Source organism: Peribacillus sp. TH16 (assembly GCF_016651095.1).
Taxonomy (GTDB): Bacteria; Bacillota; Bacilli; order Bacillales; family DSM-1321; genus Peribacillus; species Peribacillus butanolivorans.
Genome location: NZ_JAEKEM010000002.1, coordinates 2,019,080 through 2,043,734, shown reverse-complemented (window position 1 = coordinate 2,043,734; position 24,655 = coordinate 2,019,080). Strand labels below are relative to the sequence as shown.

At 36.7% G+C, this 24,655-nt stretch carries 24 protein-coding genes; 16 read left to right on the top strand and 8 right to left on the bottom strand.

The features are described 5' to 3' along the window. The first annotated feature begins 1 nt into the window (after position 1). From JFV29_RS09940 to JFV29_RS09905, 9 genes are all read left to right on the top strand, one after another. Entirely contained in the window at positions 2-955 is a 954-nt protein-coding gene (locus tag JFV29_RS09940) for a hydroxymethylglutaryl-CoA lyase (protein WP_201182902.1), read from the top strand. A 158-nt stretch (positions 956-1,113) separates the two neighbouring features. After that, positions 1,114-2,412 carry a CitMHS family transporter gene (locus tag JFV29_RS09935; protein ID WP_201182900.1) on the top strand — a complete coding sequence of 433 codons (1,299 nt, stop codon included), beginning with the start codon at positions 1,114-1,116 and terminating at the stop codon, positions 2,410-2,412. 74 nt (positions 2,413-2,486) lie between these two features. Beyond that, complete coding sequence (locus JFV29_RS09930) at positions 2,487-3,170, top strand: RraA family protein (RefSeq protein ID WP_201182898.1); 684 nt, start codon at positions 2,487-2,489, stop codon at positions 3,168-3,170. 309 nt (positions 3,171-3,479) lie between these two features. Further along, complete coding sequence (locus JFV29_RS09925; protein ID WP_098176115.1) at positions 3,480-3,770, top strand: DUF3817 domain-containing protein; 291 nt, start codon at positions 3,480-3,482, stop codon at positions 3,768-3,770. Positions 3,771-4,287: 517 nt separating this feature from the next. Next, positions 4,288-4,941 (top strand): VanZ family protein, encoded by a 654-nt coding sequence (locus tag JFV29_RS30320; protein ID WP_242486809.1) that lies wholly within the window; start codon positions 4,288-4,290, stop codon positions 4,939-4,941. After that, positions 4,926-5,411: a hypothetical protein gene (locus JFV29_RS30315; RefSeq protein ID WP_242486808.1), complete on the top strand. Its 486-nt coding sequence runs from the start codon at positions 4,926-4,928 to the stop codon at positions 5,409-5,411. Before JFV29_RS30320 ends, JFV29_RS30315 begins: the two co-directional genes overlap by 16 nt. A gap of 134 nt (positions 5,412-5,545) precedes the next feature. Then, the gene (locus tag JFV29_RS09915; protein ID WP_201182896.1) at positions 5,546-6,313 is read left to right on the top strand and encodes an ABC transporter ATP-binding protein; all 768 of its coding nucleotides are present in this window, start codon (positions 5,546-5,548) and stop codon (positions 6,311-6,313) included. Further along, a complete protein-coding gene (locus tag JFV29_RS09910; RefSeq protein WP_201182894.1) occupies positions 6,300-8,219 on the top strand; it encodes an ABC transporter permease in 1,920 nt (639 codons plus the stop codon). Before JFV29_RS09915 ends, JFV29_RS09910 begins: the two co-directional genes overlap by 14 nt. A 5-nt stretch (positions 8,220-8,224) precedes the next feature. Continuing rightward, positions 8,225-8,578: a YxeA family protein gene (locus JFV29_RS09905; RefSeq protein ID WP_201182892.1), complete on the top strand. Its 354-nt coding sequence runs from the start codon at positions 8,225-8,227 to the stop codon at positions 8,576-8,578. A gap of 80 nt (positions 8,579-8,658) precedes the next feature. Here the strand turns inward: JFV29_RS09905 and JFV29_RS09900 are convergent, their stop codons facing one another. Continuing rightward, positions 8,659-10,089: a sensor histidine kinase gene (locus JFV29_RS09900; protein ID WP_201182890.1), complete on the bottom strand. Its 1,431-nt coding sequence runs from the start codon at positions 10,087-10,089 to the stop codon at positions 8,659-8,661. A gap of 5 nt (positions 10,090-10,094) precedes the next feature. Beyond that, positions 10,095-10,796: a response regulator transcription factor gene (locus JFV29_RS09895; protein ID WP_201182888.1), complete on the bottom strand. Its 702-nt coding sequence runs from the start codon at positions 10,794-10,796 to the stop codon at positions 10,095-10,097. Positions 10,797-11,322: 526 nt separating this feature from the next. On the opposite strand from JFV29_RS09895, the gene JFV29_RS09890 reads away from it, so the two are divergent. Further along, a complete protein-coding gene (locus JFV29_RS09890; protein ID WP_201182886.1) occupies positions 11,323-12,492 on the top strand; it encodes an MFS transporter in 1,170 nt (389 codons plus the stop codon). A gap of 173 nt (positions 12,493-12,665) precedes the next feature. Here the strand turns inward: JFV29_RS09890 and JFV29_RS09885 are convergent, their stop codons facing one another. The 4 genes from JFV29_RS09885 to JFV29_RS09870 all read right to left on the bottom strand — a co-directional run bounded on the left by JFV29_RS09885 (position 12,666) and on the right by JFV29_RS09870 (position 17,041). Next, the gene (locus tag JFV29_RS09885) at positions 12,666-13,403 is read right to left on the bottom strand and encodes an amino acid ABC transporter ATP-binding protein (RefSeq protein ID WP_201182884.1); all 738 of its coding nucleotides are present in this window, start codon (positions 13,401-13,403) and stop codon (positions 12,666-12,668) included. 29 nt (positions 13,404-13,432) lie between these two features. Beyond that, positions 13,433-14,137, bottom strand: a complete 705-nt coding sequence (locus JFV29_RS09880) for an amino acid ABC transporter permease (RefSeq protein WP_201183503.1) — start codon at positions 14,135-14,137, stop codon at positions 13,433-13,435. Beyond that, positions 14,121-14,945, bottom strand: coding sequence for an amino acid ABC transporter substrate-binding protein (locus JFV29_RS09875; RefSeq protein ID WP_053344440.1), 825 nt, complete (start codon positions 14,943-14,945; stop codon positions 14,121-14,123). Before JFV29_RS09875 ends, JFV29_RS09880 begins: the two co-directional genes overlap by 17 nt. Before the next feature lie 509 nt (positions 14,946-15,454). After that, positions 15,455-17,041 (bottom strand): S-layer protein, encoded by a 1,587-nt coding sequence (locus JFV29_RS09870; protein ID WP_201182882.1) that lies wholly within the window; start codon positions 17,039-17,041, stop codon positions 15,455-15,457. Between the two features lie 393 nt (positions 17,042-17,434). Between JFV29_RS09870 and JFV29_RS09865 the strand changes: the two genes are divergently transcribed. Next, positions 17,435-18,331, top strand: coding sequence for a TIGR01777 family oxidoreductase (locus JFV29_RS09865; RefSeq protein ID WP_201182880.1), 897 nt, complete (start codon positions 17,435-17,437; stop codon positions 18,329-18,331). Between the two features lie 73 nt (positions 18,332-18,404). After that, complete coding sequence (locus JFV29_RS09860) at positions 18,405-19,592, top strand: LL-diaminopimelate aminotransferase (protein ID WP_201182878.1); 1,188 nt, start codon at positions 18,405-18,407, stop codon at positions 19,590-19,592. 66 nt (positions 19,593-19,658) lie between these two features. On the opposite strand, the gene JFV29_RS09855 is transcribed toward JFV29_RS09860, so the two are convergent. Next, positions 19,659-19,901 (bottom strand): hypothetical protein, encoded by a 243-nt coding sequence (locus JFV29_RS09855; RefSeq protein ID WP_201182876.1) that lies wholly within the window; start codon positions 19,899-19,901, stop codon positions 19,659-19,661. Between the two features lie 452 nt (positions 19,902-20,353). Next, a complete protein-coding gene (locus tag JFV29_RS09850; protein WP_201182874.1) occupies positions 20,354-20,863 on the bottom strand; it encodes a DoxX family protein in 510 nt (169 codons plus the stop codon). A gap of 449 nt (positions 20,864-21,312) precedes the next feature. Here JFV29_RS09850 and JFV29_RS09845 point away from each other — a divergent pair, with 449 nt between their 5' ends. The 4 genes from JFV29_RS09845 (at position 21,313) to JFV29_RS09830 (ending at position 24,607) form a co-directional block, all read left to right on the top strand. Next, positions 21,313-21,927 carry an undecaprenyl-diphosphatase gene (locus JFV29_RS09845; protein WP_201182872.1) on the top strand — a complete coding sequence of 205 codons (615 nt, stop codon included), beginning with the start codon at positions 21,313-21,315 and terminating at the stop codon, positions 21,925-21,927. Positions 21,928-22,096: 169 nt separating this feature from the next. After that, positions 22,097-23,086, top strand: a complete 990-nt coding sequence (locus JFV29_RS09840) for a zinc-dependent alcohol dehydrogenase family protein (RefSeq protein WP_201182869.1) — start codon at positions 22,097-22,099, stop codon at positions 23,084-23,086. 555 nt (positions 23,087-23,641) lie between these two features. Continuing rightward, positions 23,642-23,914, top strand: a complete 273-nt coding sequence (locus JFV29_RS09835) for a phage holin (protein ID WP_053344448.1) — start codon at positions 23,642-23,644, stop codon at positions 23,912-23,914. A 213-nt stretch (positions 23,915-24,127) separates the two neighbouring features. Next, positions 24,128-24,607, top strand: coding sequence for a C40 family peptidase (locus JFV29_RS09830; protein ID WP_201182867.1), 480 nt, complete (start codon positions 24,128-24,130; stop codon positions 24,605-24,607). Positions 24,608-24,655: the final 48 nt, after the last annotated feature.

Sequence of the window (24,655 nt, the reverse complement as noted above, 5' to 3'; positions counted from 1 at the left end):
CATGCAAAATAAAAAAAAGTTTGTACCCGAACAAGTGAATATATGGGAAGTCCTGCCACGAGATGGTTTTCAAATGGAAGAAAAATGGATACCTACAGAGGAAAAGGTTAGTATTATTCGTGGTCTGGCAAGTACAGGAATTAAACACATTGAAGTTACATCATTTGTACATCCGCGAGCAATACCCCAATTAAGAGATGCTGAAGAGGTTGTAAAACAGGTTCAGGATTTAGATGGAGTAAAGTTTCGGGCGCTAGTTCCTAACCTGCGCGGTGCAGAACGTGCTATTAATTCAGGAATGAAAAAAATAAAAATATTATTATCGGCTACAGACTCGCATAGCCTATCCAATTCTAACTGTTTAGTTAGTGAAGCACAAAAGGATCATTTGCCTATTGTAGAACTTGCTAGAAAATATGGTGTAGAAGTTGGAGGTTCAATTGCGGTAGCTTTTGGTTGTCCTTATGAAGGAAAGGTACCTTTGGAAAAGATCTTATCAATTCTTGAAGGTTATAAAAATATGGGGGTTACTGAGGTTTCATTAGCAGATACGGTTGGAATGGGAAATCCAAAGCAGGTTTCTGAAATGTTAAGTATTTTAAGAAAATTATTCCCTAGTTTCAAGTTCACTTTGCACTTACACAATACAAGAGGGATGGCATTAGCTAATGCAGTTGCAGCGTTGGAGCAAGGAGTTACAGACTTTGATAGTTCTACCACGGGATTGGGTGGATGCCCTTATGCTCCTAACGCTGCTGGAAATATACCCACTGAGGATCTCACTCATGCTTTTCATGAGATGGGAATTCAGACAGGAATTAATCTTGACTCATTACTCGATGTTGCTAGGGATATCAAAAATACAATTGGGCATGATGGTGGAAGCTTTATTCTTAAGGCAGGTCCAAATAGTAGGCTGCACGCTAAACCTAAAAATCAAATAAAACTGGGATGATAACGAAAAGGGATTCATGCGAATCCCTTAAAAAACTTCAAAGGGTAATATTTAGAATCGAAAATTGTTCCAATTAATCTGAACAAGTATGAATTAGAAAGCGCTATTCTATTGCCAAACATGAAATGAAAACGCATTCAAATAAAGGGGAGGTATTTATGTTATCAATTTTAGGATTTATGATGATTGTTGTTTTTATGTATTTAATTATGAGTAAGCGTTTAAGTGCTCTTAATGCCCTGATTATCATTCCAGTCATTTTTGCACTAATTGGTGGATTCACTGACCTAGGACCTATGATGATGGATGGAATTGGAACTATTGCACCAACAGCAATCATGGTTACATTTGCCATTTTATATTTTGGGATACTAATAGATGCAGGTATGTTTGATCCTTTGGTGAACAGAATGGTGAAAATATCAAAAGGGGATCCGTTAAAAATTTCAGTTACTACTGCAGTTTTGTCTTTGTTGGTAGGATTAGACGGAGATGGAACGATCACATACCTAATTGTTGTTACGGCATTATTGCCATTATACGAGAGATTAGGGATGAATAAGCTAATACTTGCTTGTCTCCCCGCAATGTCAATGGGAATTATGAATGTCCTTCCTTGGGGTGGGCCAACTGCAAGGGTTATGTCTATATTTGGTTACGATGCAATGGAACTACTTGGACCAATTATTCCATCTATCATTGCTGGGGCATTATATGTAATTGGGCTTGGTGTATTTTTTGGCTTAAGAGAACGTAAAAGATTAGGTGTATATGGCAATAAAACGGAAGCCGAAGTGGAAATAGCCGCATCAATCGAGGACGAGGCTGTTCAATCATTAAAAAAACCAAAATTGTATTGGTTCAACATAATGCTTACACTACTATTAATTTTTGCATTAGTTAAAGCCATTTTGCCACTCCCAGCCCTATTTATGATTGGCTTTGTCATTGTCATAGTCGTGAACTACCCTAATTTAAAAGATCAACAGAAAAGAATTGAAGCACATGCAGGAAATATTCTAACTGTTACTTCCTTGATTTTTGCTGCAGGTATTTTCGCAGGTATTTTGGAGGGAACGGAAATGGTTGATGCAATGGCATCATCTTTGGTCAAAGTAATTCCTGACTTTTTAGGTCCACAATTGCCAGTTATCGTAGGACTAACAAGTATGCCATTCACTTTTGTAATGGCGAATGATCCTTATTATTTTGGTATAATTCCAATTATTGCTGAGACAGCTGCGGGATTCGGTATTGATAAACTTGAGATTGCCCAAGCATCGTTATTAGGGCAGCCTTTACATTTATTAAGTCCTTTGGTCGGTTCCGTTTACGTATTAATCGGGCTTGTTGGTATTGAGTTTAGAGAGCATATTAAATTTTCATTTAAATACGCTGTTGGAACAGCTCTGGTTATGATTATTACAGCTATCTTTTTTGGTGCATTATCAATTTAGTTATGTAATCAGTTGTCGATTTGAAAGAAACTATCATTTTCATTCGAGTAAATAACGAAATGGGGTGTAAACATATGACTAGATTGGACTCAGTTCCTGCTCTTTTACCTGTATCAATCATAGAGAGAGCTAAAGCATTAAGTACGACCCTTATAGCAGATGCGATGGATTGTACCGGTGTAATGGATTATAAGATAAAGCCTGTGGCATCTGGAATGAAAGTGGTAGCGACAGCTATGACTGTTAATATGAGAGCGGGAGATAATTTAATTCTTCATCAAACCATCTATTCTGGAAGAGAAGGCTTTGTATTAGTCGTAGATGGAAAAGACCACAAAGCAAATGCCTATTTAGGGGAGTTAATGGCTGGAGCTGCAAATGCAGTCGGACTTGAGGGTATTGTAATTGATGGATTAGTTCGTGATAAAGAGGCTCTTTGTAAATTGGGATTTCCAGTTTTTGCAAAGGGATTCACGCCTAGCGGACCATTTAAAGATGGACCTGGGGAATGTAATACAACTATCTCGTGTGGTGGTGTAACTGTTCACCCCGGTGATTTAATCATTGGTGATGAAGATGGTGTAGTTGTTGTTTCAAAGGAAACTATTGAAGATGTATTTGCCAAGGCAGAGAAAAAGTTAGCTTATGAGCAAAAGCGCCTCAGAGAAATCTCAGAATATACTCGAAAAAGTAAAGAAGGTGATCCAGAGAGAACTATTGAGCCTTCTTGGTTAAAAAATAAAACAGAAAAATTTTAAATTGTTAATTGGGAGTATTTTGCGGTACAAACACTAGAGGTGAAAGATCGGGTTTTTCATTTAAACTAGTCCGATTCCGAAGTCTCTTTTGAAGCTGTTAGAAAACACTTAGGCTCAGTCTTTGGACTGGGCTTTGTTTGTTTATTCTAGACCTAAGAAATCATGGATACTATTTATTAGTGGAGCGGCTAGCAATATAATATGATAGAGAAATAGACTGGAAAATTAAAGTAGCAAGTAGATAGAAACCTTTCATGTGAACCGTTCCTATCAATTTGTACTTGTAAAAAAAGTAGGGGGGATGAACAAGTGTTTTCTACAGCTCTTGGATGGTTTAGGTTTATTACAATAATTGAGGGAATCTCATATGTTCTATTGCTGGCTATTGGTATGCCCTTTAAGTACATATTGGATATTGGAGAAGCAACACTCATTTTAGGCAGCATTCATGGTTTCCTATTTGTCCTGTTCGGACTTTTACTACTTTATGTGAGCATTAAATCAAAATGGTCATTTATAAAAATGGCGATGATCTTCATCGTTTCTTTTATCCCGTTTGGGAATTTTGTTATTGATCGAAAACTATTGAAGCAAAGCTAAATAATAAAGAAACATTCAATTTATATCAAAACAAATGACTTTTTGATGGCATATTGGATTAAAAAATTACGTGATAGAGTAGCTTGAATGCATAGCTACTCTTTTTGTTATTTCCAGAATTGCCACCAATTAATTGGCTGCAAGTTGTTTTTTCACTTCTTGAGATTCTCTTATGCTTTCATCTCGTTCATTTTGTCCGTAGCTAACTTAATAGTTGGTCCTTCTATAACCTCATAATAACCATATGTTAATTTGGTGGGATGATGTGGGCGAGGAAGGAAATGGGAAAATTGTAAATAAACAGTTAGAAAGGGATATTTAAGTGCAAAATATATTTGACTATCTAAAAGAACAAATAGATATCTTAGATGAACATCTTTGGAACTTAATGATGGATGAGGATGAAATATTAGAGCCGCTCAGAGGAGTTATATATTTTATAAAAAAATATAATTGAGAGAAAAGCGCATGTTAGGATGAAGAGCATAAATTATTTTCATGAAAAGAGGGAGAGAAATTGACAGCCTATACACAACCAATCTATGTGGCAGCCATCTTTTTTGCCATATTGGTGTTTATGTTATTTATTCCATGGCTCATTTATACATATAGAAAATATAATCACTTGCCACTTTCTACTACATTTATCACATTTTCATTTATCTTTTATTTTCTATCAGCGTTGTTTTTAGTATTACTGCCATTGCCAGAAATACGCGATACTTGTTCGTTACAGCATTTTTCACTGGTGCCATTTCAATTCGTGGCGAATACCTTTGAGAACAGTGGTATTGTATTAACACAACCAGGTACATATATGCAGTTATTTAAACAACCTTCATTTTATCAAGCGTTTTTCAATTTCCTATTATTATTGCCCTTTGGCGTTTATTTACGCTATTTCTTCCAAGAGAAAAAATATTGGAAGAAAGCTCTTGGCTTCACATTCGTATTAACTCTATTCTACGAAATAACACAGGTAACTGGCATTTATGGCATTTATAATTGTGCTTATCGAATTTTTGATGTAGATGATTTAATGTTGAATACTTCAGGTGGCGTACTCGGCTTCTTCATTGCCCCAGCTGTACTAGCGTTATTTCCGTCGAAGCAGAAAGTTAAGGAGAAAGCAGATAAACTATTAGCCCATGATGAATGTCTGTATTGCTAGCAATAATTATTGATTTATTCATATGTAAAATTGTAATCCGAATTGTTTTGAACATGTCCAATGTTAATGAGGTTAGTGAATTTGTTGTAAGTACAATTGCATTATTTGTAATGTTTTTTTTCATTCCAATGCATTGGAGTGGACATACAGTTGGTAAGAAGATTATGCGCTTTCGCTATGACAGTAAAGTATGTAGGGCAGAAACAAACAAGCGATTGTTTAAACGCTTTGGTGCAATTTATGCCATGTATTTTATAACAGTGATTGCGAGCACTTTAAATAATATGGAAGTACCAATGGACTCTCCTTATTATAAGTCATCCGTATTTTTAACACTGGGTACTTGGGTCATCTTTGTTACTTTAACAATCGTGTTATTCATTCACGTTATGTTAGTCGTATTTGGTAAAGAAAAACGCCGTTTCTACTTCGATGAAGCATCTGATTTGTATACAACTAGAAAAAAATAAGGTAATAAATCGTCTTCTATACAATAGAAGACGATTTTTTTATAGATTTAAGGTTGCTGTAAGGTTGGCACAAAGATGCTGTAAGGATGGGCATTTATAGTATAAGTATCAGCAAAAATGACGAGGTGAAACACATGGAACCATTATTAAAAGTAGAAAATATTAAAAAAACATATGGTAAATTAAGCGCTGTTTATACTGCGTTAGAAAATGTATCTTTTGACATTCATGAAGGAGAGTTTGTGGGCATCATGGGGCCTTCTGGAGCGGGGAAATCGACTTTGCTTAATATGTTAGCAACAATTGATTCACCAACTGAAGGGAAAATCTATATGAATGATACGAGTATTCACGATTTGAAGGAAGCTGCTTTAGCAGATTTCAGACGTGACAATCTTGGTTTCATCTTCCAGGATTACAATTTGCTCGACTCATTGACTGTGAAGGAAAATATATTATTACCACTGGCGATTGCGAAAACCCCAGCTAAAGAAATTAATATCTTAGTGAATCGTATTGCTAAAGTATTTGGTATTGAAGATTTACTAGCAAAATATCCTTACCAAATTTCCGGTGGACAAAAGCAAAGAACAGCTGCAGCCAGAGCTCTTGTGACAGAACCTGCACTGATTCTAGCGGATGAACCAACAGGTGCACTTGACTCAAAATCAGCGACAAATCTACTTGAAAGCTTAAGTAATTTAAATGAAAATAATAATTCTACCATCATGATGGTGACACATGATGCATATGCCGCAAGCTTCTGCCGACGTATTATTTTCATCAAGGATGGTACGCTATCAACAGAAATTTATCGTCGTGACCAAACACGTAAAGCATTCTTCCGACAGATTTTGGATGTCCTTGCAACAATTGGGGGTGAGGTAGATGACGTTATTTAGTCTAGCGAGAAAAAATATTGCACGTAACTTCTCCCAATATTTTTTATACATCGCATCTATGGTTTTTAGTATTGTCATCTACTTCACATTTGTGACATTAAAATATAGTGATACGATTGCAGAAAAAACAGCGTCATCACAAAAATTAGATTCACTAATGAGTGGTGCGGCAGTCATTCTAATATTCTTCGTTGCCATATTTATCGCATATTCGAATTCATTCTTTATGAAAAAACGTAAAAAAGAAGTGGCATTGTATGCATTACTAGGCGTACGTAATCGTCAAATTGGCTTTATGCTCTTTTTTGAAAACTTATTATTAGGTTTGGTTTCATTAGTAATGGGGGTTGTTCTTGGATTCCTTTGTTCAAAAGGATTTATGACGATTTTGATTCATTTAATGGGCTATGATGTCATAGCACCATTTACATTTTCGGGATCAGCAGCTTTGAATACAGCTATAGTATTTCTTATTATTTTCTTAGTGACATCATTCCAAGGCTATCGTTTAATTTATCAATTTAAACTAATTGATTTATTCCATGCATCGAAAAAAGGGGAAGCTGCTCCGAAGCCATCTATGATTGTAGCCATTCTTGGAGTATTACTAATTGCCATCGGTTATTGGTTGGCGATGCAAGATCTTTTTACTTCTAAAGTGTGGCAAAAAGTCGGCTTTTTAATGACAGCACTCATTATTTTATCAACAGTAATTGTCGGTACGTTTTTATTGTTCCACAGTGTGACAGGCTTTGTGTTAGCTGTGATTAAGAAAAATGAAAAATGGCTATGGAAAGGTCTTCATATAATGACGATCTCACAACTGCTATATCGTATTCGGGGTAATGCACGTACATTGACTGTAATTGCGGTGTTAAGTGCTACAACTGTAACAGCAGGCGGTGCAGTGTATGGTCTTTATTACAACACAAATGACCAAGTTATGACCGCTGATCCGAATACCTTTATGTATCAGCAAACAGATGCAAAAAGCGATCAACAAGTTAGCAATGTATTGTCAGATACAAAGTACGATGAAAATATCAAAGCACTATCAGTCACATTTAATACAAAAGAATTAAACTCGGCATCAGTTTTCGATAGCTCAGATAAAAGAATTTATACGGTTATCAACGAAAAAACATATAACAAATTAGCAGCAGTACAAAACAAGGAAGAACTACATGTGAATGCTGACAATGCGGTTATTTTAGATATTGGATATGACAAAAGATTCTCACCTAAATACAAAGGAAAGACCATCACGACAGAAAACAACTCTGCAATCACATTCCAGAGCTTTAAAACGCAAACAGTTTTAAATGCCGGCACAGCAGGTATTGCAGTTGTGGTATCAAATGATCAATTTAAAGTATTACAAAAAGAAGGAGAAGCACTAAAATATCGTGTCATTGGTGTGGACAAAGCTTCTACGGATTTATCTAAAAAAATTGCAAAACAAATACCTGAAGAAGCGCTATTTTCTAGTGCCCCTCAAGATTTTCAGAGAAGCATTGAAGGCGTGGGATCACTGCTCTTTATCGGAAGCTTCCTGGGTCTGGTATTTTTAGCTGCAACAGGTAGTATCATTTATTTTAAAGTATTAACTGAAGCAGAGGAAGATAAATCACAATACAATATGCTTCATAAAATGGGCGTTAGCGCAAAAGAAATGCGGAAATCCATTGCATCACAAGTATTCGTAATCTTCTTCGTACCACTAACAGTAGGGTTATTACACAGTGTTGTTGCTTTAAAAGCCTTCTCTAGCTTACTGATGATGGACCTTGCAAAACCTGTGATGATCTGGATGATTGCTTATACAGTTATCTACGGTCTGTATTATATCTTAACGGTAGCTTCTTACAATCGTATTATCACACAAAATAATAAAACAGAAGGATGATCGAGATGAAAAAATTTCTAATGGTAGTGGGCATTTTGTTTTTGCTAGGAGTAGTAGGAGTCTTCGCGCTTACTAATATTGACTTCAACCGTATGAATGCCAGCAATTATTATTTACAAATTACAGAGGATGGGGAAGAGCATGAAACCAAACTGGATGATGGTACAGTGATGACCTCCTACTCTTATAAACTGGACGCTACTAATGCTGATGGTGAAACAATTCCACTAGAATTCACTGCACAAAAAAATCTTCGGAAAGATGCCTACTTGAAGATGTACGTAAAAAATGGTGATGAAGTATCGTCATATGATGAAGTGAAATTTGAGGAAATTCCGGAAAAGGCACAAAAAAAATAAAATATGAAAGAAGGGCTGTCTCCAATAAGTAAGTGGAGTACAGCCCTTTTCTCTGCCTGTTAAGAAAAATATAATTAGCATTATAAAAGAATAGTAATGGCGGTGCCCTTATTTTCAACGCTAGTCAAATCGATTTTCCCATTATGGGCTAGAATAATATCCCTTGCAATCGCCATACCTAAACCAGTTCCATGTGTACTGGTAGTATTCGTGCCTCGGTAGTAGCGTTCAAAAACCTGTTCTAAATCTTTAGAGGGGATACCACGGCCATTATCGGCAATGGTAATTTGGGTATGAAAGATTGAAGCTGTGGATATGTTGCTTGACTTTTGCTCTTGTCCACCCAGTAGATAAATATTATCAATTCGAATATTCACAACGACATTTTCATCGTTATGCACAAGTGCGTTGTAGATAAAGTTAAAAATCGCCCTTTTCAGTAATTTTTTATCCACTTTATGCATGGCTTTGTCCACATTTGCCTCAAATTCAACCTGTCGATCCCCAAATGATGAATCATTTAAAAGCTCAATCGTCATTTCACGAATAAACCCAACAATATTTACATCTTCAAATTGTAACGGGAGTTGTTGATTGCGCAAACGCATCGTTAAATTGAGGTCGTCTAACAAATCTTTCATATAAATAGACTGTCTATTTATAATAGATGTATACTCATGCAATTCTTGTGGTGTTAAATCTGTGGAGCTATCTTTCATCAATTCTGCATACCCATGGATAGAAGCAAGTGGTGTCTTCATATCATGCGAAACATTGCTAATCCATTCCTCACGCATTTGGTCGATTTGATCACGTTCTTTCTCATACTGATCTAATTTCACCGAAAGTTCATTCATATTGCGAAACACATCTTCATAAACGCCTTTTGGTATGCTCATCTTCTTAAAGCGTCTCTCCCGAAGCTGCTGAATTCCTTCTATTAATAAGTTAAGTGGACTCGTTAATCTTTTACCAAATAAAAATCCAATGACTAATGCAATAATAATATCGACGATTAAAAATAATAAAAGTAAGATGTTAAAGTTTTTAAAACTTTTTCCATAATCATAGGTTATTACATAGCGACCTATTTTCTGTTCCTTAACACCTACAAAATAGCTGAAATTATGGGCTTCGCCGACAAAAACAGTCGTCTCTGCATCAATTTCTTTATACTTATACATTTGTACGATTTCAACAGGAGAATACATGGTTTGCAAATTTTGAGGTGTATAAAAGGCTGCTACTTGCTCACCCTTATTATTCAAAAATTGTATCCAGGCCTTTTTGTCTTGGAGTTTTTCTAGCCCTTCTTCATTTACCATCGGTTTGTTATCTTGCAGTTCTACATATTGTGAAAATGTTCGGCTAAAGTTTTCCGCAGATACTTCTTCTGTCCCCAAATTAGGAAAAAAGATTAAGCAGAGGAGTAAAATTGTATTTACAATCCCTACGATTACAACAATTGTCACAACGGATCCTAAAAAGCGCCGTGTCAATTTCCACTTCATTTGTCTCACCCCTTGGTATGTAATTTATAACCAAGTCCTTTAACAGTTAATAAAAACGAAGGCTTTGAAGGATCTATCTCAATTTTTTCGCGTAAACGGCGAATATGTACCATCACCGTATTATCGGAGCCAAAGAATTCATCGCCCCAAACATGTTCAAACAAAGTTTCCTTGCTCAAAATCTGATTCGAATGATGCATAAAACAGCTCATCAGTCCGATTTCTTTAGCTGTGAGCTCAATCGTTTTTCCATCCTTTTTCACTTCTGTTTCATTGGCACTAAGCTCAAAAGGACCAACTTGCAAACTTTTCGGAGCTGCTTTTTCCTCTGAAAATCCAGCCCGTCTCAACTGTGCCTTCACCCGATAAGCAACTTCTTTCGGACTAAATGGTTTGGTAATATAATCATCCCCACCTATCGCCAGCCCTAAAAGTTTATCAATTTCCTCATCCTTAGCCGACATAAATAAAATTGGCACATTTGACACTTCACGAATTTGCTTGCATAAATCATAGCCTTCGCCATCAGGCAGCATAATATCTAGCAATACAAGTGCAGGATTAAACTCCTGAAACTTTGCCCAACCAGCCGCAACGGTTCCCGTCGTTACAATATTTGTAATACCTTCTTTATGTAAAACTGTCTCCATGAGACGCGCCAAATCTTCCTCATCGTCAATAATTAAAATCCACTGATCATTAGCCACTCTTCTACCTCCCAAACATCAATCTTAACCTACAGTATAGAGTACCCTGTAGCAAAAAATAAGGGGAAGGGAGAGATATTTCTGGAATAAGCGGCGTCTTAGGCATCCGTTTCATAATTTTTCATTAAAGATTATATTTAATAGCGAAGATAGGCTGCGAAACAAAGTAGAGAAAAGCACATAGGTTCCATTAAAAAAGAAAATGTACTTTCGATGAAAGGATCAGGACCTTGTTGCCATAAAACGTAGAGGCCTGATCATGGCTTGGTTTTAAATGAGGTAGTTTATGGTTGTAGGCTTATTTATTTGAGGTGGATATAGATAGTACTAAATACTGATTTGGTAAAGGTTGTATGATAAACTGTTTAAAGTATTGGTAGGTAGATAATGATATAGCTATTATGTTTTACTATGCAATTAAGTCTAGGTCTTCGATAATATTCTTTCTAGACCAAAATCATTTTCTATCAAAGATCATTAGAAAAAGTATGCAGCAAATGTGAAAGAATAAAAGGAGAAAAAAATAATGGAAACAAAAAAGGTGTTGCCTGTTCTTTTTTTAGTCATGTTTTTAGTGATGGTCGGCTTTGGGATTATTATTCCCGTAATGCCGTTCCTAGCTGAAAAGGTGGGTGGCAGTCCGACAGAGCTTGGTCTTTTAATGGCTGTCTATTCGTTAATGCAATTATTATTTGCCCCAATGTGGGGACGTATCTCAGACCGAATAGGTCGTAAGCCTGTTATGATGATTGGAATCGCAGGATTAGCGCTTTCTTTTTTCATCATGGCGACAGCAGATTCTTTATGGGTTTTATTCGTAGCTAGAATTGTTGGTGGGGTTTTATCCTCTGCTAACATGCCAACTGCAATGGCGTATGTAGCTGATATTACGACGCCAGAGGACCGGGGGAAAGGGATGGGGATCATTGGTGCTGCTACAGGACTTGGCTTCATCTTTGGTCCGGCAATTGGAGGTATCTTCTCAAAATCAAGTTTGAATTTACCTTTTTATATTGCTGGAATTTCATCTTTAATTACTCTAATTTTAGTGTTTATAATACTGAAAGAATCACTTACAGTAGAAAAAAGATCTCAGCATTCGAAAAATAAAGAATCAATGTGGAAAGCCTTTAATGGACCTCTGAGTATTATGTTTATTCTACAATTGATAATCACACTTTCGATGGCTGGACTCGAAACGACTTTCGCCTATTTCGCAGCTCAAAAGGCTAATATAAGCCTTGTACAATTAGGCTATATCTTTATGATCATGGGATTTGGCAGTGCGATTGTTCAAGGTGGATTAGTGGGAAGGATGACCAAGAAATATGGGGAAGGAGCGGTCATCCGAATCGGGATTATCGTATCGGCCATTGGATTTATTCTAATACTGTTCTCTAATAATTTCTGGACATCTGCAGTTTTCTTAACCATTTTCGGATTAGGGAATAGTTTCATCCGGCCGGCCATTTCGGCACTGTTGACCAAAAATTCTACAACTGGACATGGCAGTGTTACTGGCTTACTTTCTTCATTTGACTCATTCGGTAGAATTGCTGGGCCTCCAATAGGTGGATGGTTATTTTCCATTTCGATAGATTTGCCATTTATTTCAGGAGCTATGCTTTCAGTTTTTGCATTGGTTCTTTATCAGATTTATCATGCCCAGACGAAACAAGTTAAAGCATTTGTTTGATGTATGTGCAACCCTAAACAAGCCTGTAGATAACGTCCAAAGTCGGGCAAATCTACAGGTTTTTTCAAAAAGTTCGTACAGTCGAAATTGAGATTATACATTTAATTTAAATGAGCAAAAAAACCCTATTTTGCAAATAGGGTTTTTCTATTCTACTTAATATAAGCGCCTTTTTATTGAATCATATTCAAAAAACGGCGTGTACGCTCTTCTTTAGGGTTTGTGAAAATTTGTTCGGGGGTTCCTCGTTCCATAATTTTTCCTTCATCCATAAAGATAACTTCGTCTGCTACATCACGAGCGAAACGCATTTCATGTGTCACAACAACCATTGTCATTCTTTCTTCTTTCGCTAGGTCTTTCATTACTTGTAAGACGTCACCAACTAGTTCAGGATCAAGAGCAGAGGTTGGCTCGTCAAACAGCATTACTTTTGGCTCCATGGCCAGTGCCCTTGCAATTCCCACGCGCTGTTGCTGGCCGCCGGACAACTGGAACGGATAAAAATCAACTTTGTCACCTAAACCCACTTTTGTAAGCAATGCCTTGGCTGTTTCTTTCGCTTTTTGTTTTGGTATGTTCTTTACGATAATGGGACCTTCCATTACGTTTTCTACTGATGTTTTGTGTGGGAAGAGGTTATAGTTTTGAAATACCATTCCTGTCAAACCACGAAAAGAAGTAATGGATCTTTTACTAACAGGCTTTTTAAACTCCATTAATTTCTGATCAATTTCAATCGTCCCGTCTGTAGGCACCTCAAGGAGATTTAAACACCGAAGAAAGGTTGTTTTACCTGAACCTGAAGGACCGATTAATACAATGACTTTTCCTTGCTCCACTTCCAAATCAATACCTTTTAATACTTCAAGGTCACCAAATGATTTATGAAGATTCTTAATGTTAATCATTTTAAAATCTCCTTTTAATACTTCAGCTCTTATTTTGCTACATACCGATTAAGTCTGTCCTCGATATTTCCTTGAATGAAAGATAAAATAGTACACAAAATCCAATATAAAGCAGCTGCTTCGATGTAAAGTAATAGAAATTCATAGTTTTTTGCAGCAATTTCTTGAGCTTTACGGAACATCTCTGCTACAAGAATTAGTGATGCAAGCGATGTATCCTTTAAAAGGCTAATAAAAGTGTTTGATAATGGGGGAATGGATACTCGAGCTGCTTGCGGTAAAACAATTCGCTTTAATGCTTGGGTATATGTCATACCAATTGAATAACCTGCTTCCCATTGTCCTTTTGGTATTGATAGAATAGCAGCCCTTATAATTTCTGATGCATAAGCTCCGACGCTTAGAGAAAATCCTATAATAGCCGATATGAAAGGATTAATCGTTATACCTAAGTTTGGCAGCCCGTAGAAAATAATAAATAATTGCACAAGTAATGGTGTCCCGCGGATGATTGACACATATACACGCGCAATTATTTGTAAAATTTTTATAGAAGATAATCGAGCTAAGGCTGTTAGTACAGCGAGAATAAGGCCAAGAACAAATGAAATTAATGTTAGTGGAATTGTATTTTTAATAGCTCCCTCTACCATAGGATAGAGGGAGGTTTGAGCGATAGAAACAAGTTGGTTCATACGCTCTGGGTCAGAGAAAATATTACTTAGGAGAAACATCTTCACCAAACCATTTTTCGGAGATTTTTGCGTACGTACCATCGTCATTCATATCTTTTAGTGCTTTGTTTACTTCTTCCACTAACTTGCCGCTGTCTTTTCTAAACATTAACCCACTAGCTACACCGTTTTCTTCCTCATCAGCCACTTTGATAGGTGCATCGGGGTGTTGTTTTTTATAATCAAGGTAAGATAATTTATCATTTATCGTTGCATCTACACGTTTAGAACCAATAAGCTGTACAGCTTGAGAAAATCCTTCAATACCGGTAACTTCAGCACCATGGGATTTTGCTATATCATTGTAGTTACTTGTTAAAGATTGTGCAGATTTCTTCCCTTTTAAGTCATCGAATGATTTAATATCTGAATTGTCTTTGTGAACAAGTAATACTGCTCCTGATTGAATATATGGGTCAGAGAAATCGTATTTCTTTTGACGGTCTTCATCAATTCCAACTTGGTTTGCGATCATATCAAAACGTTTGGCATCTAATCCTGCAAACATACCGTCCCATTGTGTTTCTTTAAACTCTGCTTTCACACCAAGCCGCTTTGCTACTTCCTTAGAAATTTCAACATCAAACCCAGTTAGTTTGTCTGAATCATCGTGGAATGTGAAAGGAGGGTATGTACCTTCTGTTCCAACTGTTAACACGCCATCTTTTTTGACTTTATCATATAGACTTTCTTGTGAAGAAGATTTATTGTCGGTATTATTTGCCTCATTTTTTGTATTTGAACCACAAGCCGTAAGTACAATTGTGAAAGCTAACAATAGCGATAAAAGAGCAATCGATTTTTTCATTTGATAAACCTCCTAGTAATCTGATAGGGATTGATACTCTGTGATACTAAATTAGAAAGGGCAAAAAGTCAATAGAAACAACTTATATCATTAGTGTTAATGTTTCTTTGCGAATTATACAGATTTTAAGGGATTGAAGTGAATTAGTACTCATAACGAAGAGCTTGTTCTTTTCTACAACTTTTCATTTCTAATATCAACCATTTCGTAAAAATGATGCCTACATAGATTTTCTTTTTATCCTTGAGAACGTTTGTCCTAATTATTCTCAAGATAATAGGAGGGATCCACCTATCCTTTCTACTTATATGGCATCTGTTCTGATACCGAACTCGCAAGTGAGTTTCAAGGTTTTTTTGTCTGGAGGAGACTAAGGAGATTAGAAACGATGGATTTAGAACTTTCCAGAACATAAAGACTCCCATCCACCTTTAGAACTAAGCAGGGGATGGGAGTGTTATTTCTGGATTTGAACCGCCCGAAACTATTGCAGCATCTTTATTATTGGCTTAGTGATTGTCATGCGTTCTTTCCTCTACGCTTACGAAGATAGGGTTCGAATAGAACCAAAGGTCTTTATAGTTACGATTGTTGATCTCGGCAAAACGTGATTCGTTATCCTCAATATCAGTCTTTGAATCGATTAGCGGCTCACCGTTGCTCGTTTCTCCAGAGACATTTTCCCCTAGATTCGTACCTCTTAAACGGAAATATTGGTCCTTACTCGCTTTGACTTTGTAAGTGATAATATGGTAACCGTCGCCATCAGTTTTCCAGTCTTTGCTTGTAAAGCGTTTAACTACTTTTGTCGTATCATTGGTGTCTTTACTGTAAGCAGGTGTTCCAGGCACAGCTTTCCCAGTTACATCACCGGAAATTAAATCCACGTGATCCACTTTAACCGAATCGCCGTTGTTGTTCTTTTTAGGGCTCTTAAATCGGATTGTAATTTTGACCATTTGTCCTTCCTTCACTTTAAGGTCCCCACCCATATCTACCTTGCTGCTGCCGCCTTTAGCTTGGAAATCAAGTGCGTTAATCAAGTCACCAAAAACAGAGAATGATTTCCCCGACCGCATGCCGTCCAAGATGGATTGCATTGTGGAACCGTTCACCCAAGTGTAATTTTTGGAATATTCGCCAGGCCAGTATCCGCTTGAGTAAAGGCGGTTTTCACTGATTTCGAAATGGGAGTCCGAATTGGAAAAGTTCCAGAACTGACGTCCTTCTCCAAGAAGCGCATCCCATGCACCGCCTACCTTAGCAAGCATGTAATCGGAACCGCCGTAAGTTCTGTTTTCAGGCGTTGTCAGGTTTAAGCCGCCTCTGTCAGGCTCCATCTGGTTTCCGGGCATGCCTTCAAATCCGAACAAGACATCCGGTGCGATATTGTTGAAGTCTCGGAAATCAGATATGGTGTACACCTTTTTTCTCGAAGGGTGATTCAGGATGGCATAACTTGTATTCTTATAATTCTTCTCAAGCCATGCCAAGGCTGTTCGAGCATCCTGGGGTGTCTTATTGGCTCTTTGATCCTGTGATTTCCAGATGGCTACATCCGTTGAATTGAACATCTTTTCATCCTGGTTGGTAAACAAATACTCGAATTGATTGCCAGCTTTTAAGCTTTTCGATGATCCTGCCTGATCTCCCAAAATTCCTATGCCGACATGCTCGTATGTAGGCATGTCCCATTCGAACCCCGAAAAGATAATTTTATTTTTATATTTGCCTTTTTTCTGCAGTTGTTTCATTTTCGGAGCTTGATATTGAATGATTCCCTGAGACAGCGGAATCGGACCGCCTGGAAGCAATTGTCCTTCATCATCCCGTGAAGACATTCTCAAATGGTCGGAAATCCCCATCCAATCCATACCATACTTGTCAAATGAGTTGTTGAGCACGTTTTCAAGGGTCTGAGACCCCTCTGCATCGTCGGACTGAGTGGTATGGGCATGATATTCCCCTTTCATCCATCTGCCTCCAGAATTTGTCTGGTTGTTTCCTTCTGCATCTTTTGCAGCGACCGGCAGACTTTGAGAAAAGATGGCTAAGCTGAGAGCCAATACCGTGAATGATTTGAACTTATTTAACATCTTTCTGATACCTCCGAAATATTGAAATAATATTGAACAAGCCAATTTTATTGTAAAAGTATTAAGTAGCTATTTGGGGAGAGTATGGTTTTTGTAAATGAAGAGGGGGAATTTCTGGAATAATCTTTGTGGATTTCATTCGAGAACCTATAGAAAAACCCCTGTGTTTATTGACGAAATAAGGGAAAAACTCTGAGCCTCAGATAGTCTTGAAACCCTCAACAGCCTTTTTATTTATCATCATTCTTTTATCCATCACGTTAAATTAAAAAGAGTATACTCCTACCATTTAATGTAATTGGGTGATATAATTTTTGTGAATAAATTCACAAAAATAGAAATATCTAGTTAAAGTTTTAGCTATTAACTCTTGAAAGAAAGCGAGTTGGTTATATGAAGAAGAAAGTAGTTTTGGCTGGCGGGACTGGGTTTGTCGGTAAATACTTTGAAAATCATTTCATGAGTTTAGGATATGAGGTAAGAATAATCTCAAGACAATCTCCACATATAAGTTGGAGCAATAACGAAGGGATAAGAGAATCAATTGAGAATTCTGATATGCTAATCAACTTGGCAGGGAAAACAGTTAACTGTCGCTACAATGCTAAGAATAAGGAAGAAATCTTACAGTCACGAACTGAAACTACTAAAATACTCGGAAATGCGATTAAACAATGTGAAAATCCTCCTTCATTATGGATAAACTCAAGTACGGCGACTATTTATAGGCATGCTGAAGATAATCCAATGACAGAGGATGACGGAATCATTGGTTCAGGTTTCTCGGTTCATGTGGCCAAAGAGTGGGAGCGTTCATTTTTTGAATTTCAATTACCTGAGACAAGACAAATTGCTTTAAGAATTGCGATTGTGTTGGGCGACGATGGTGGGGTAATGACTCCTTATAAAAATTTAGTTAAATTTGGTCTAGGCGGTCATCAAGGATCGGGAAATCAAAAGTTCAGTTGGATACATATAGATGATTTATTTAACATTGTCCTTTTTCTTAGAAAGAACGAGGAGTTGAGCGGAGTATTCAATTGTTCTTCGTCTCACCCAGTTACAAATCGTGAGTTAATGGCTCACCTGAGAAAAGCCATGAATAGAAAGAGAGGATTGCCATGCCCAAGAGCCATGCTTGAAATGGGAGCTTTCTTTATGAGAACCGAAACTGAATTAATCTTAAAGAGTCGCTGGGTTATTCCTGAAAGATTGGTAAGGGAGGGTTACGAGTTTAAATTTGATAAACTCGATGCAGCCCTTCAACAAATACTCAAGAGTTCTAAATAAGGGTATAAAACACTAGAGAGTGATTTGCTATAATAATAGATAAAAAGATTATTGATGAAGGGGAATCCATATTATGAATATTACTCCATCTGAAAAAGTCGGAAGATTCATAACAGGAATTTTTTCGGAGTTGGCGACTCGTAAGCAGGATGCGATGAAGCGCGGGATAGATGTTATCGATTTGAGCGTTGGTAGTCCTGATTTGCCACCGCCTGCATTTGTAGTGGATACGCTGGTCAAATATGCACAGGATACAAACTCATACGGTTATACGCTAAAAGGTACAACTGAATTCCATGAGGCTGTTTGCTATTTTTATCGGCAGCGTTACGGGGTAGAGCTTGATTCAGATAAAGAGGTCCTTCAACTGATGGGCTCACAAGATGGGCTTGCACACTTAGCAACAGCGATGATTAATCCGGGCGATTATGTGTTAGTACCAGATCCGGGATATCCAATTTACGAAGCAAGTGTAAAACTTGCGGGAGGTAACATTTATCCGATGTCACTTACTGCCGAGAATAAATTTCTGCCACAGCTCAATCAAATCCCAGTGGAAATATTGAACAAAACGAAAATGATGATCATCAGTTACCCTGGAAATCCAGTCACTGCACTTGCTGATGAAGCTTTTTTTTCAGAGGTTATTTCGTTTGCTAAAAAGAATGAGATTCTGGTTGTTCACGATTTTGCCTACTCTGAGTTAATTTTTGATGATCATCCTCCGATTAGCTTTATGTCTATTCCGGGTGCTAAGGAGGTTGGGATTGAATTTAATTCGCTATCGAAAACGTTCAATATGGCAGGCTGTCGTATTGGATATGTGGTCGGCAATCATGATGCGTTACATATCTTAGGTACATTGAAATCACACATCGATTATGGAGTTTTTTATCCGATTCAAAAAGCTGCAGAAATGGCGCTTACATCCAACCTTTCGCTGCTGTCCGATCAGGTTAAGAAATATGAGGCCCGTCGGGATGCCTTGATAACAGGTCTTGCAAAAGGAGGATGGCATGTACCTAAATCCTCAGCTACCATGTTTATTTGGGCTCAAATTCCTGCTGGCTGGAAGTCACGCGATTTTGCTTATGAATTGATTGAAAAAGCGGGGGTTACGGTCGTCCCTGGGGATGCTTTTGGAGAAGAAGGCGAAGGGTATGTTCGAATGGCCTTGGTCCAACCGGCTGAGAGATTGACAGAAGCTGCAGAAAAGATTCAATTGTTTCTGGAAGAATATCAAAAAGTGGTTCAGGATTGAATATGAAAAGTAAACGGAAAGAGTGCGGAGGGTAAGCCGCACTCTTTCTTTGCAGGTCCTTCTCATTCAATTCTTTTTTGCGACTTTATTCAAAATGAAATAGGCTGATATAGCAGATAAAACAGCAATTATTAATGTAGGTATTTGTGAACTTTGAACAAAAATCACTTCTTGAGAAAGTGTATGACTCATGCTCAATGACTCTGAAAAATCAGGGGTATATGTAGCAGTTAGAAATAGACCAGATGAAATTTGCAATAAGGTAAATAACAATAAGAAACTAATAGTGAAAATTAGATACTTTTTCATTTTACACCTCCTCATTTGATTACGAGTATAGCGTACAAAAGTTTCGTTTAATTTTACACTTTTCTGGAAAATGTGAAATGGTGCATTTTTATTAGATTTCTAAAGCCATTCGTTTGGTTCTTAGCTTGTGTCTATAAAGTCCTCATCAAACTCTTCGAAACGTTTAAATCCTTTAGCTTTATAGTAATTTTCTCCGACTTAGTTTCCTATTTCAACATCGGCAATAACTTGCGATAACCCTTGTAATTCTTGAATTAGCTTCTGTAAAAGCTTTGTACCAATTCCCTTTCATTATGATATTTTATTCACTCATTCTTACTCTATCTAGTGGTGAAATCCTGCGAATAAGCTAGCATTCGTAAGAAATACTTAATTAACTGAGGGAGTTCAACAAGAAGAATGCAAAAAAGACCGCCTATACTGGCGATCTTTCGAATTTACGTATTAAAAAACTAAGCAGCATTTTTTATCTCTCTTGTTTTTTTAGCAAATAGTTTTTCTTTAAGAGTTGGCATAATCAAACCATCTACCCCATACCTTCCTGCATTCATAGCAGAAACTAGGATAAACATTGACAATAAAACAAGTTGTGGGTTGGTACTTGTAGTACCACTAAACATATAAGAAAAGTTCATCGCTATTCCAAAAAACACTGCTGTTTTTGTAAAACAACCGATTAATAAACCTACACCTACAAATAGTTCTCCCCAAGGTACTAAGAGGTTAAATACCTCTATATTAGGAATCGCTATATTTTTTAGAAATACCACCCACCATTCTTGAACAGCCGGGTGTTCTCCTGTTGAGTTAGCTAGAGCACCCTGTAAAAAGCCAGAAGCATCAAACTGTCCACTTGCTATCTTCCCCCAACCAGCCATAATCCACGTATATCCGATATATACACGTAATACAGCTAAGAGTATAGAAATGTTTTTGTTTTGTCTTAGAGCATCAATCATCATGTTTTCCTCCAGTATTTCAAAATAATAAGTACTAAGGAATATAATAACATCATCGAAAATGATTTTCATTATCAATTATATTAAAAATGTATTAAGAATATATAATGAACCTCCTTCTACAATCGGAAGTAAATCTGAGGATTCAGTAAGACTCTTCGGTTATTCAAAAATGCTATTGATCCAATTGTTGAAGTTGTCTCAGTAAACAGCAATTTATTGGAGTTCTCTATTGAAATTACCATCAGATGATCCCAATTTCGAAGCTAGCTAATATTATTGTTATTTAACCACTCAATCCCGAAGAATAACGCTATAATGCGAATACTAAACCACCTTACAAAAATATGACAAAATTGTAAGATGTGAACCTTAAACTGTTAGGTTAATCGATGGCGATTTATCTCTCCCTCTTTTAAGATTTAAGAAAAAGAGGAAAAAGGTGGTATGAAATGAGTTTTTTAGAACTGAATATTAATTTATTTAGAATGATTAATGATTTAGGGAAACAATACACATACTTAAATCCTGCTATGATTTTCATTGCTGAGTATATGGTGTTTTTCTTAGCTTTTGGTGTTATTGTAATTTGGTTTACTCAAAATAAAAAGAGTAGAATGATGGTCCTTTGTGCAACCATTACTTTTATATTTGCTGAAATAATCGGGAAGATAGCAGGAAAATTTCATTCCAATAATCAACCATTTGCTGAGTTGACAAATGTTAATAAATTAATTGAAAAAGCAGTTGATAATTCTTTTCCAAGCGACCATACAATATTGTTTTTCTCATTTTGTGTATCCTTTTGGATGTTCAAAAGAGGATGGTGGTTTTTATGGGTCATACCGGCTTTCCTTGTTGGTTATTCTCGTATTTGGGTCGGTGTCCACTATCCAGCAGATGTACTAGCAGGAGCTATTATAAGCATCATTTCAGGCTCAATTGTTTACCTTATTGTTCCTAAGTTACGCTTGACTCTGAAATTATTAGGGGTTTATGAGAAATGCGAACAATTGGTTATATCTCCTTTAACTAAATCGAAGGGAAAAAAATCTAAGGATATTTAAGAAATAATAACATTTTAAAATTTATGAATAAGTTTCAACTAACTGGTGCTTTACTTCAATAAGAGAGTTGCTTCGGCAGCTCTTTTTCTTATGTCACGAACAGGGCAGGTTAGTGAAAGGTGATATTATAAATATAGATGAGATTTTTTAGTTAAGGAGACTTATTATTTTGGAAGCAAAATGTATTAAATTCTATGAATTTGGAAGCCCGCAAAGCGTATTGAAAGTTGAAAGTAAAAACATTCAACGACCTGCTAATGGAGAAATCCTTGTGCGTATGAAAGTTCTCCCTATTAACCCATCTGACTTGCTACCAATTCGTGGGGTATATTCTCATCGAATCCCTTTACCTTCCATTCCTGGCTATGAAGGGGTTGGTATTGTAGAAGAGGTGGGCCCTTCAGTTTCTCAAGAACTAATAGGTAAGCGTGTTCTGCCTCTGCGTGGTGAAGGAACTTGGCAAGAATATGTTAGAACATCTGCGGAGTTGGCAGTTCCTATACCTCGTTCCATTGAGGATTATATTGCAGCACAATTATATATAAATCCGATAACAGCTTGGCTTACCTGTACAGAAGTATTAGCATTGAAACCGGATGATGTATTAATCGTGAATGCTTGCGGATCTTCTATTGGCCGTATCTTTACTCAGTTATCCAAGATTCTCGGTTTTCAGTTGATTGCTGTAACAAGAAACAATAAATATACGGAAGAACTACTTAAACTTGGAGCTTCTTATGTAATCAATACTTCGGATAGATCATTACATAATACCGTGATGGAATTAACGAATGGACGTGGCGCAAACGCTGCTATTGATTCTGTGGGTGGAACAGATGGTTCAGAGCTAGCTTTTTGTGTTCAACCAAATGGAATGTTATTAACTATTGGGCTTTTATCAGGAAAGCCTGTAAATTGGGCGGAAATTTCAAATAGGACAAAAGTGAATGTTAAAATGTTTCATCTTCGGCATTGGAATCAACAGGTATCAGTACAAACTTGGCAAGAAACTTTTAACCTTTTGATAAATTTTATAAACGATAAAAAGTTGAGGTTTATGATGCCAGACTCTCACTATGGCCTACAGGAAGTACAGGAAGCTATTCGTGTAACAGAATCCCCTATGAGTAATAGAGGGAAGATTTTTTTATCCAGTTAGCTACTAATTTTTCTTCTTTAACTATAAATCCGGCAGTTTTTAATAATAAGATCGTTTTTTTGAAAAAATAGTGGGATTGTTCTTTGAGAAAAGGAAAAAAAGAAGTTTTACTTTTAGTTTTCTATTTCGTAATATTTATTTAAAGTACAGTCGGGTGCGTACGTTCATTAAGAAGTATGGAAAAGGTATTAATAAAAGTATCATTTGATTAAATAAGTTAAGAGCATGATTTGACCAGTCTTTTTTCAAAACATGCTTTTTCTTTTGTACGTTTATAAAGGTTAATAGTAATGAAATTATCAAACTTTATTTCAAACCTACTATTATTATCTGCTTTATCTATCTTTCTCCCTTTTGCCTATAAAATGCGCATTGTTATAGATTACTTTCTGTTATCAATTTTTCTTTAAATTATAAGTAAGGAAATCAAAGTATAAAGCGATATATTAATTTCATAGGATTCCCGAACGCTAGAAGGACAAGCTACATAAAATATAGCAAGTCCGTACTATTTTATGAACTGAAGTGGGCTTAATATAAATAAGGGGCATAGCAATGATCAACTGGAAAGTGCGTTTTAAAAATCCGACGTTTATTTTTACAGTTCTTCTCCCTGGGCTTTTAATATTAACGCAAATGGTTGCAGCGTTCATTAATAACTTTATCCACCCGATTGGTTTTACCATTACCGATGATGCACTGAATGGGGCGATGGGGATTATTAACTTTATTGCGCTTACATTCTTTGGGGTCGGCGGTGTGGTTGATCATACTACTAAAGGTCTAAGCGACAGTGATGAGGCTCGGAAATATGAGGAACCTAAGTAATTGGACGAACCTTTTTCTACTAAAAATGTAGAAGAAACCAGATGTCACCGTTTATTTTATGTAACGGAACATGTGGTTTTTTTGTTTTTTATATAGAGAATTTATGGTGAATAAACGAAGGTGGTAGAAATAAAAAAGGATTTTAGGAATCAAATCTAAACTTCATCATATATTTAAAATTGTGTTTCATTTACAGATTGGGGAGGAAAAAGAATGAGTCTTAGTTTACCAGTTTCAAAATGGATTGTAGCAATTGTTTCACTTGTAGCATTGGTTGCAGCATTTATTTTCGGTCCAGCTAATGCATCAGCATCAATCAACTATGGTGATGAGGTTGCCGCCTTAGCGGAGAAGCAGGTGGGGAGCCCATATAAATATGGTGGGACGACACCAAAAGGATTCGATGCAAGCGGGCTTACTCAGTATGTTTATAAAAATGCAGCGACAGAAATGAAAATTCCGAGAACAAGTGCAGAACAGTATAAAACCGGTAAAGCCGTGAAGCAAAAAGACTTAAAAACAGGCGACTTAGTGTTCTATGCAACTGGCACGAAAGGAAAAGTATCATTTGTGGGTATCTATAATGGAAAAGGTACTTTTGTGGGAACCACAACAAAAGGTGTAAAGGTAGTTAAAATGAGCGACAAGTATTGGAAAGATCGATATATTGGGGCTAAACGGGTCATTAAGTAAAAGCTCTGATATTCATAACGGATACTTTATAATATGACTAGCAAAAAA

Bases quoted from the DNA above. Each gene is read 5' to 3' on its own strand.
- JFV29_RS09865 (WP_201182880.1), top strand. From the start codon at position 17,435: ATGAAGAAGAAAGTAGTTTTGGCTGGCGGGACTGGGTTTGTCGGTAAA.
- JFV29_RS09830 (WP_201182867.1), top strand. From the start codon at position 24,128: ATGAGTCTTAGTTTACCAGTTTCAAAATGGATTGTAGCAATTGTTTCA.
- JFV29_RS09885 (WP_201182884.1), bottom strand. From the start codon at position 13,403: ATGATTAACATTAAGAATCTTCATAAATCATTTGGTGACCTTGAAGTA.
- JFV29_RS09900 (WP_201182890.1), bottom strand. From the start codon at position 10,089: ATGAAGTGGAAATTGACACGGCGCTTTTTAGGATCCGTTGTGACAATT.
- JFV29_RS09890 (WP_201182886.1), top strand. From the start codon at position 11,323: ATGGAAACAAAAAAGGTGTTGCCTGTTCTTTTTTTAGTCATGTTTTTA.
- JFV29_RS09910 (WP_201182894.1), top strand. From the start codon at position 6,300: ATGACGTTATTTAGTCTAGCGAGAAAAAATATTGCACGTAACTTCTCC.
- JFV29_RS09855 (WP_201182876.1), bottom strand. From the start codon at position 19,901: ATGAAAAAGTATCTAATTTTCACTATTAGTTTCTTATTGTTATTTACC.
- JFV29_RS09940 (WP_201182902.1), top strand. From the start codon at position 2: ATGCAAAATAAAAAAAAGTTTGTACCCGAACAAGTGAATATATGGGAA.
- JFV29_RS09915 (WP_201182896.1), top strand. From the start codon at position 5,546: ATGGAACCATTATTAAAAGTAGAAAATATTAAAAAAACATATGGTAAA.
- JFV29_RS09860 (WP_201182878.1), top strand. From the start codon at position 18,405: ATGAATATTACTCCATCTGAAAAAGTCGGAAGATTCATAACAGGAATT.
- JFV29_RS09935 (WP_201182900.1), top strand. From the start codon at position 1,114: ATGTTATCAATTTTAGGATTTATGATGATTGTTGTTTTTATGTATTTA.
- JFV29_RS09930 (WP_201182898.1), top strand. From the start codon at position 2,487: ATGACTAGATTGGACTCAGTTCCTGCTCTTTTACCTGTATCAATCATA.
- JFV29_RS30315 (WP_242486808.1), top strand. From the start codon at position 4,926: ATGTCTGTATTGCTAGCAATAATTATTGATTTATTCATATGTAAAATT.
- JFV29_RS09880 (WP_201183503.1), bottom strand. From the start codon at position 14,137: ATGTTTCTCCTAAGTAATATTTTCTCTGACCCAGAGCGTATGAACCAA.
- JFV29_RS09875 (WP_053344440.1), bottom strand. From the start codon at position 14,945: ATGAAAAAATCGATTGCTCTTTTATCGCTATTGTTAGCTTTCACAATT.
- JFV29_RS09850 (WP_201182874.1), bottom strand. From the start codon at position 20,863: ATGATGATTGATGCTCTAAGACAAAACAAAAACATTTCTATACTCTTA.
- JFV29_RS09835 (WP_053344448.1), top strand. From the start codon at position 23,642: ATGATCAACTGGAAAGTGCGTTTTAAAAATCCGACGTTTATTTTTACA.
- JFV29_RS09870 (WP_201182882.1), bottom strand. From the start codon at position 17,041: ATGTTAAATAAGTTCAAATCATTCACGGTATTGGCTCTCAGCTTAGCC.
- JFV29_RS09845 (WP_201182872.1), top strand. From the start codon at position 21,313: ATGAGTTTTTTAGAACTGAATATTAATTTATTTAGAATGATTAATGAT.
- JFV29_RS09905 (WP_201182892.1), top strand. From the start codon at position 8,225: ATGAAAAAATTTCTAATGGTAGTGGGCATTTTGTTTTTGCTAGGAGTA.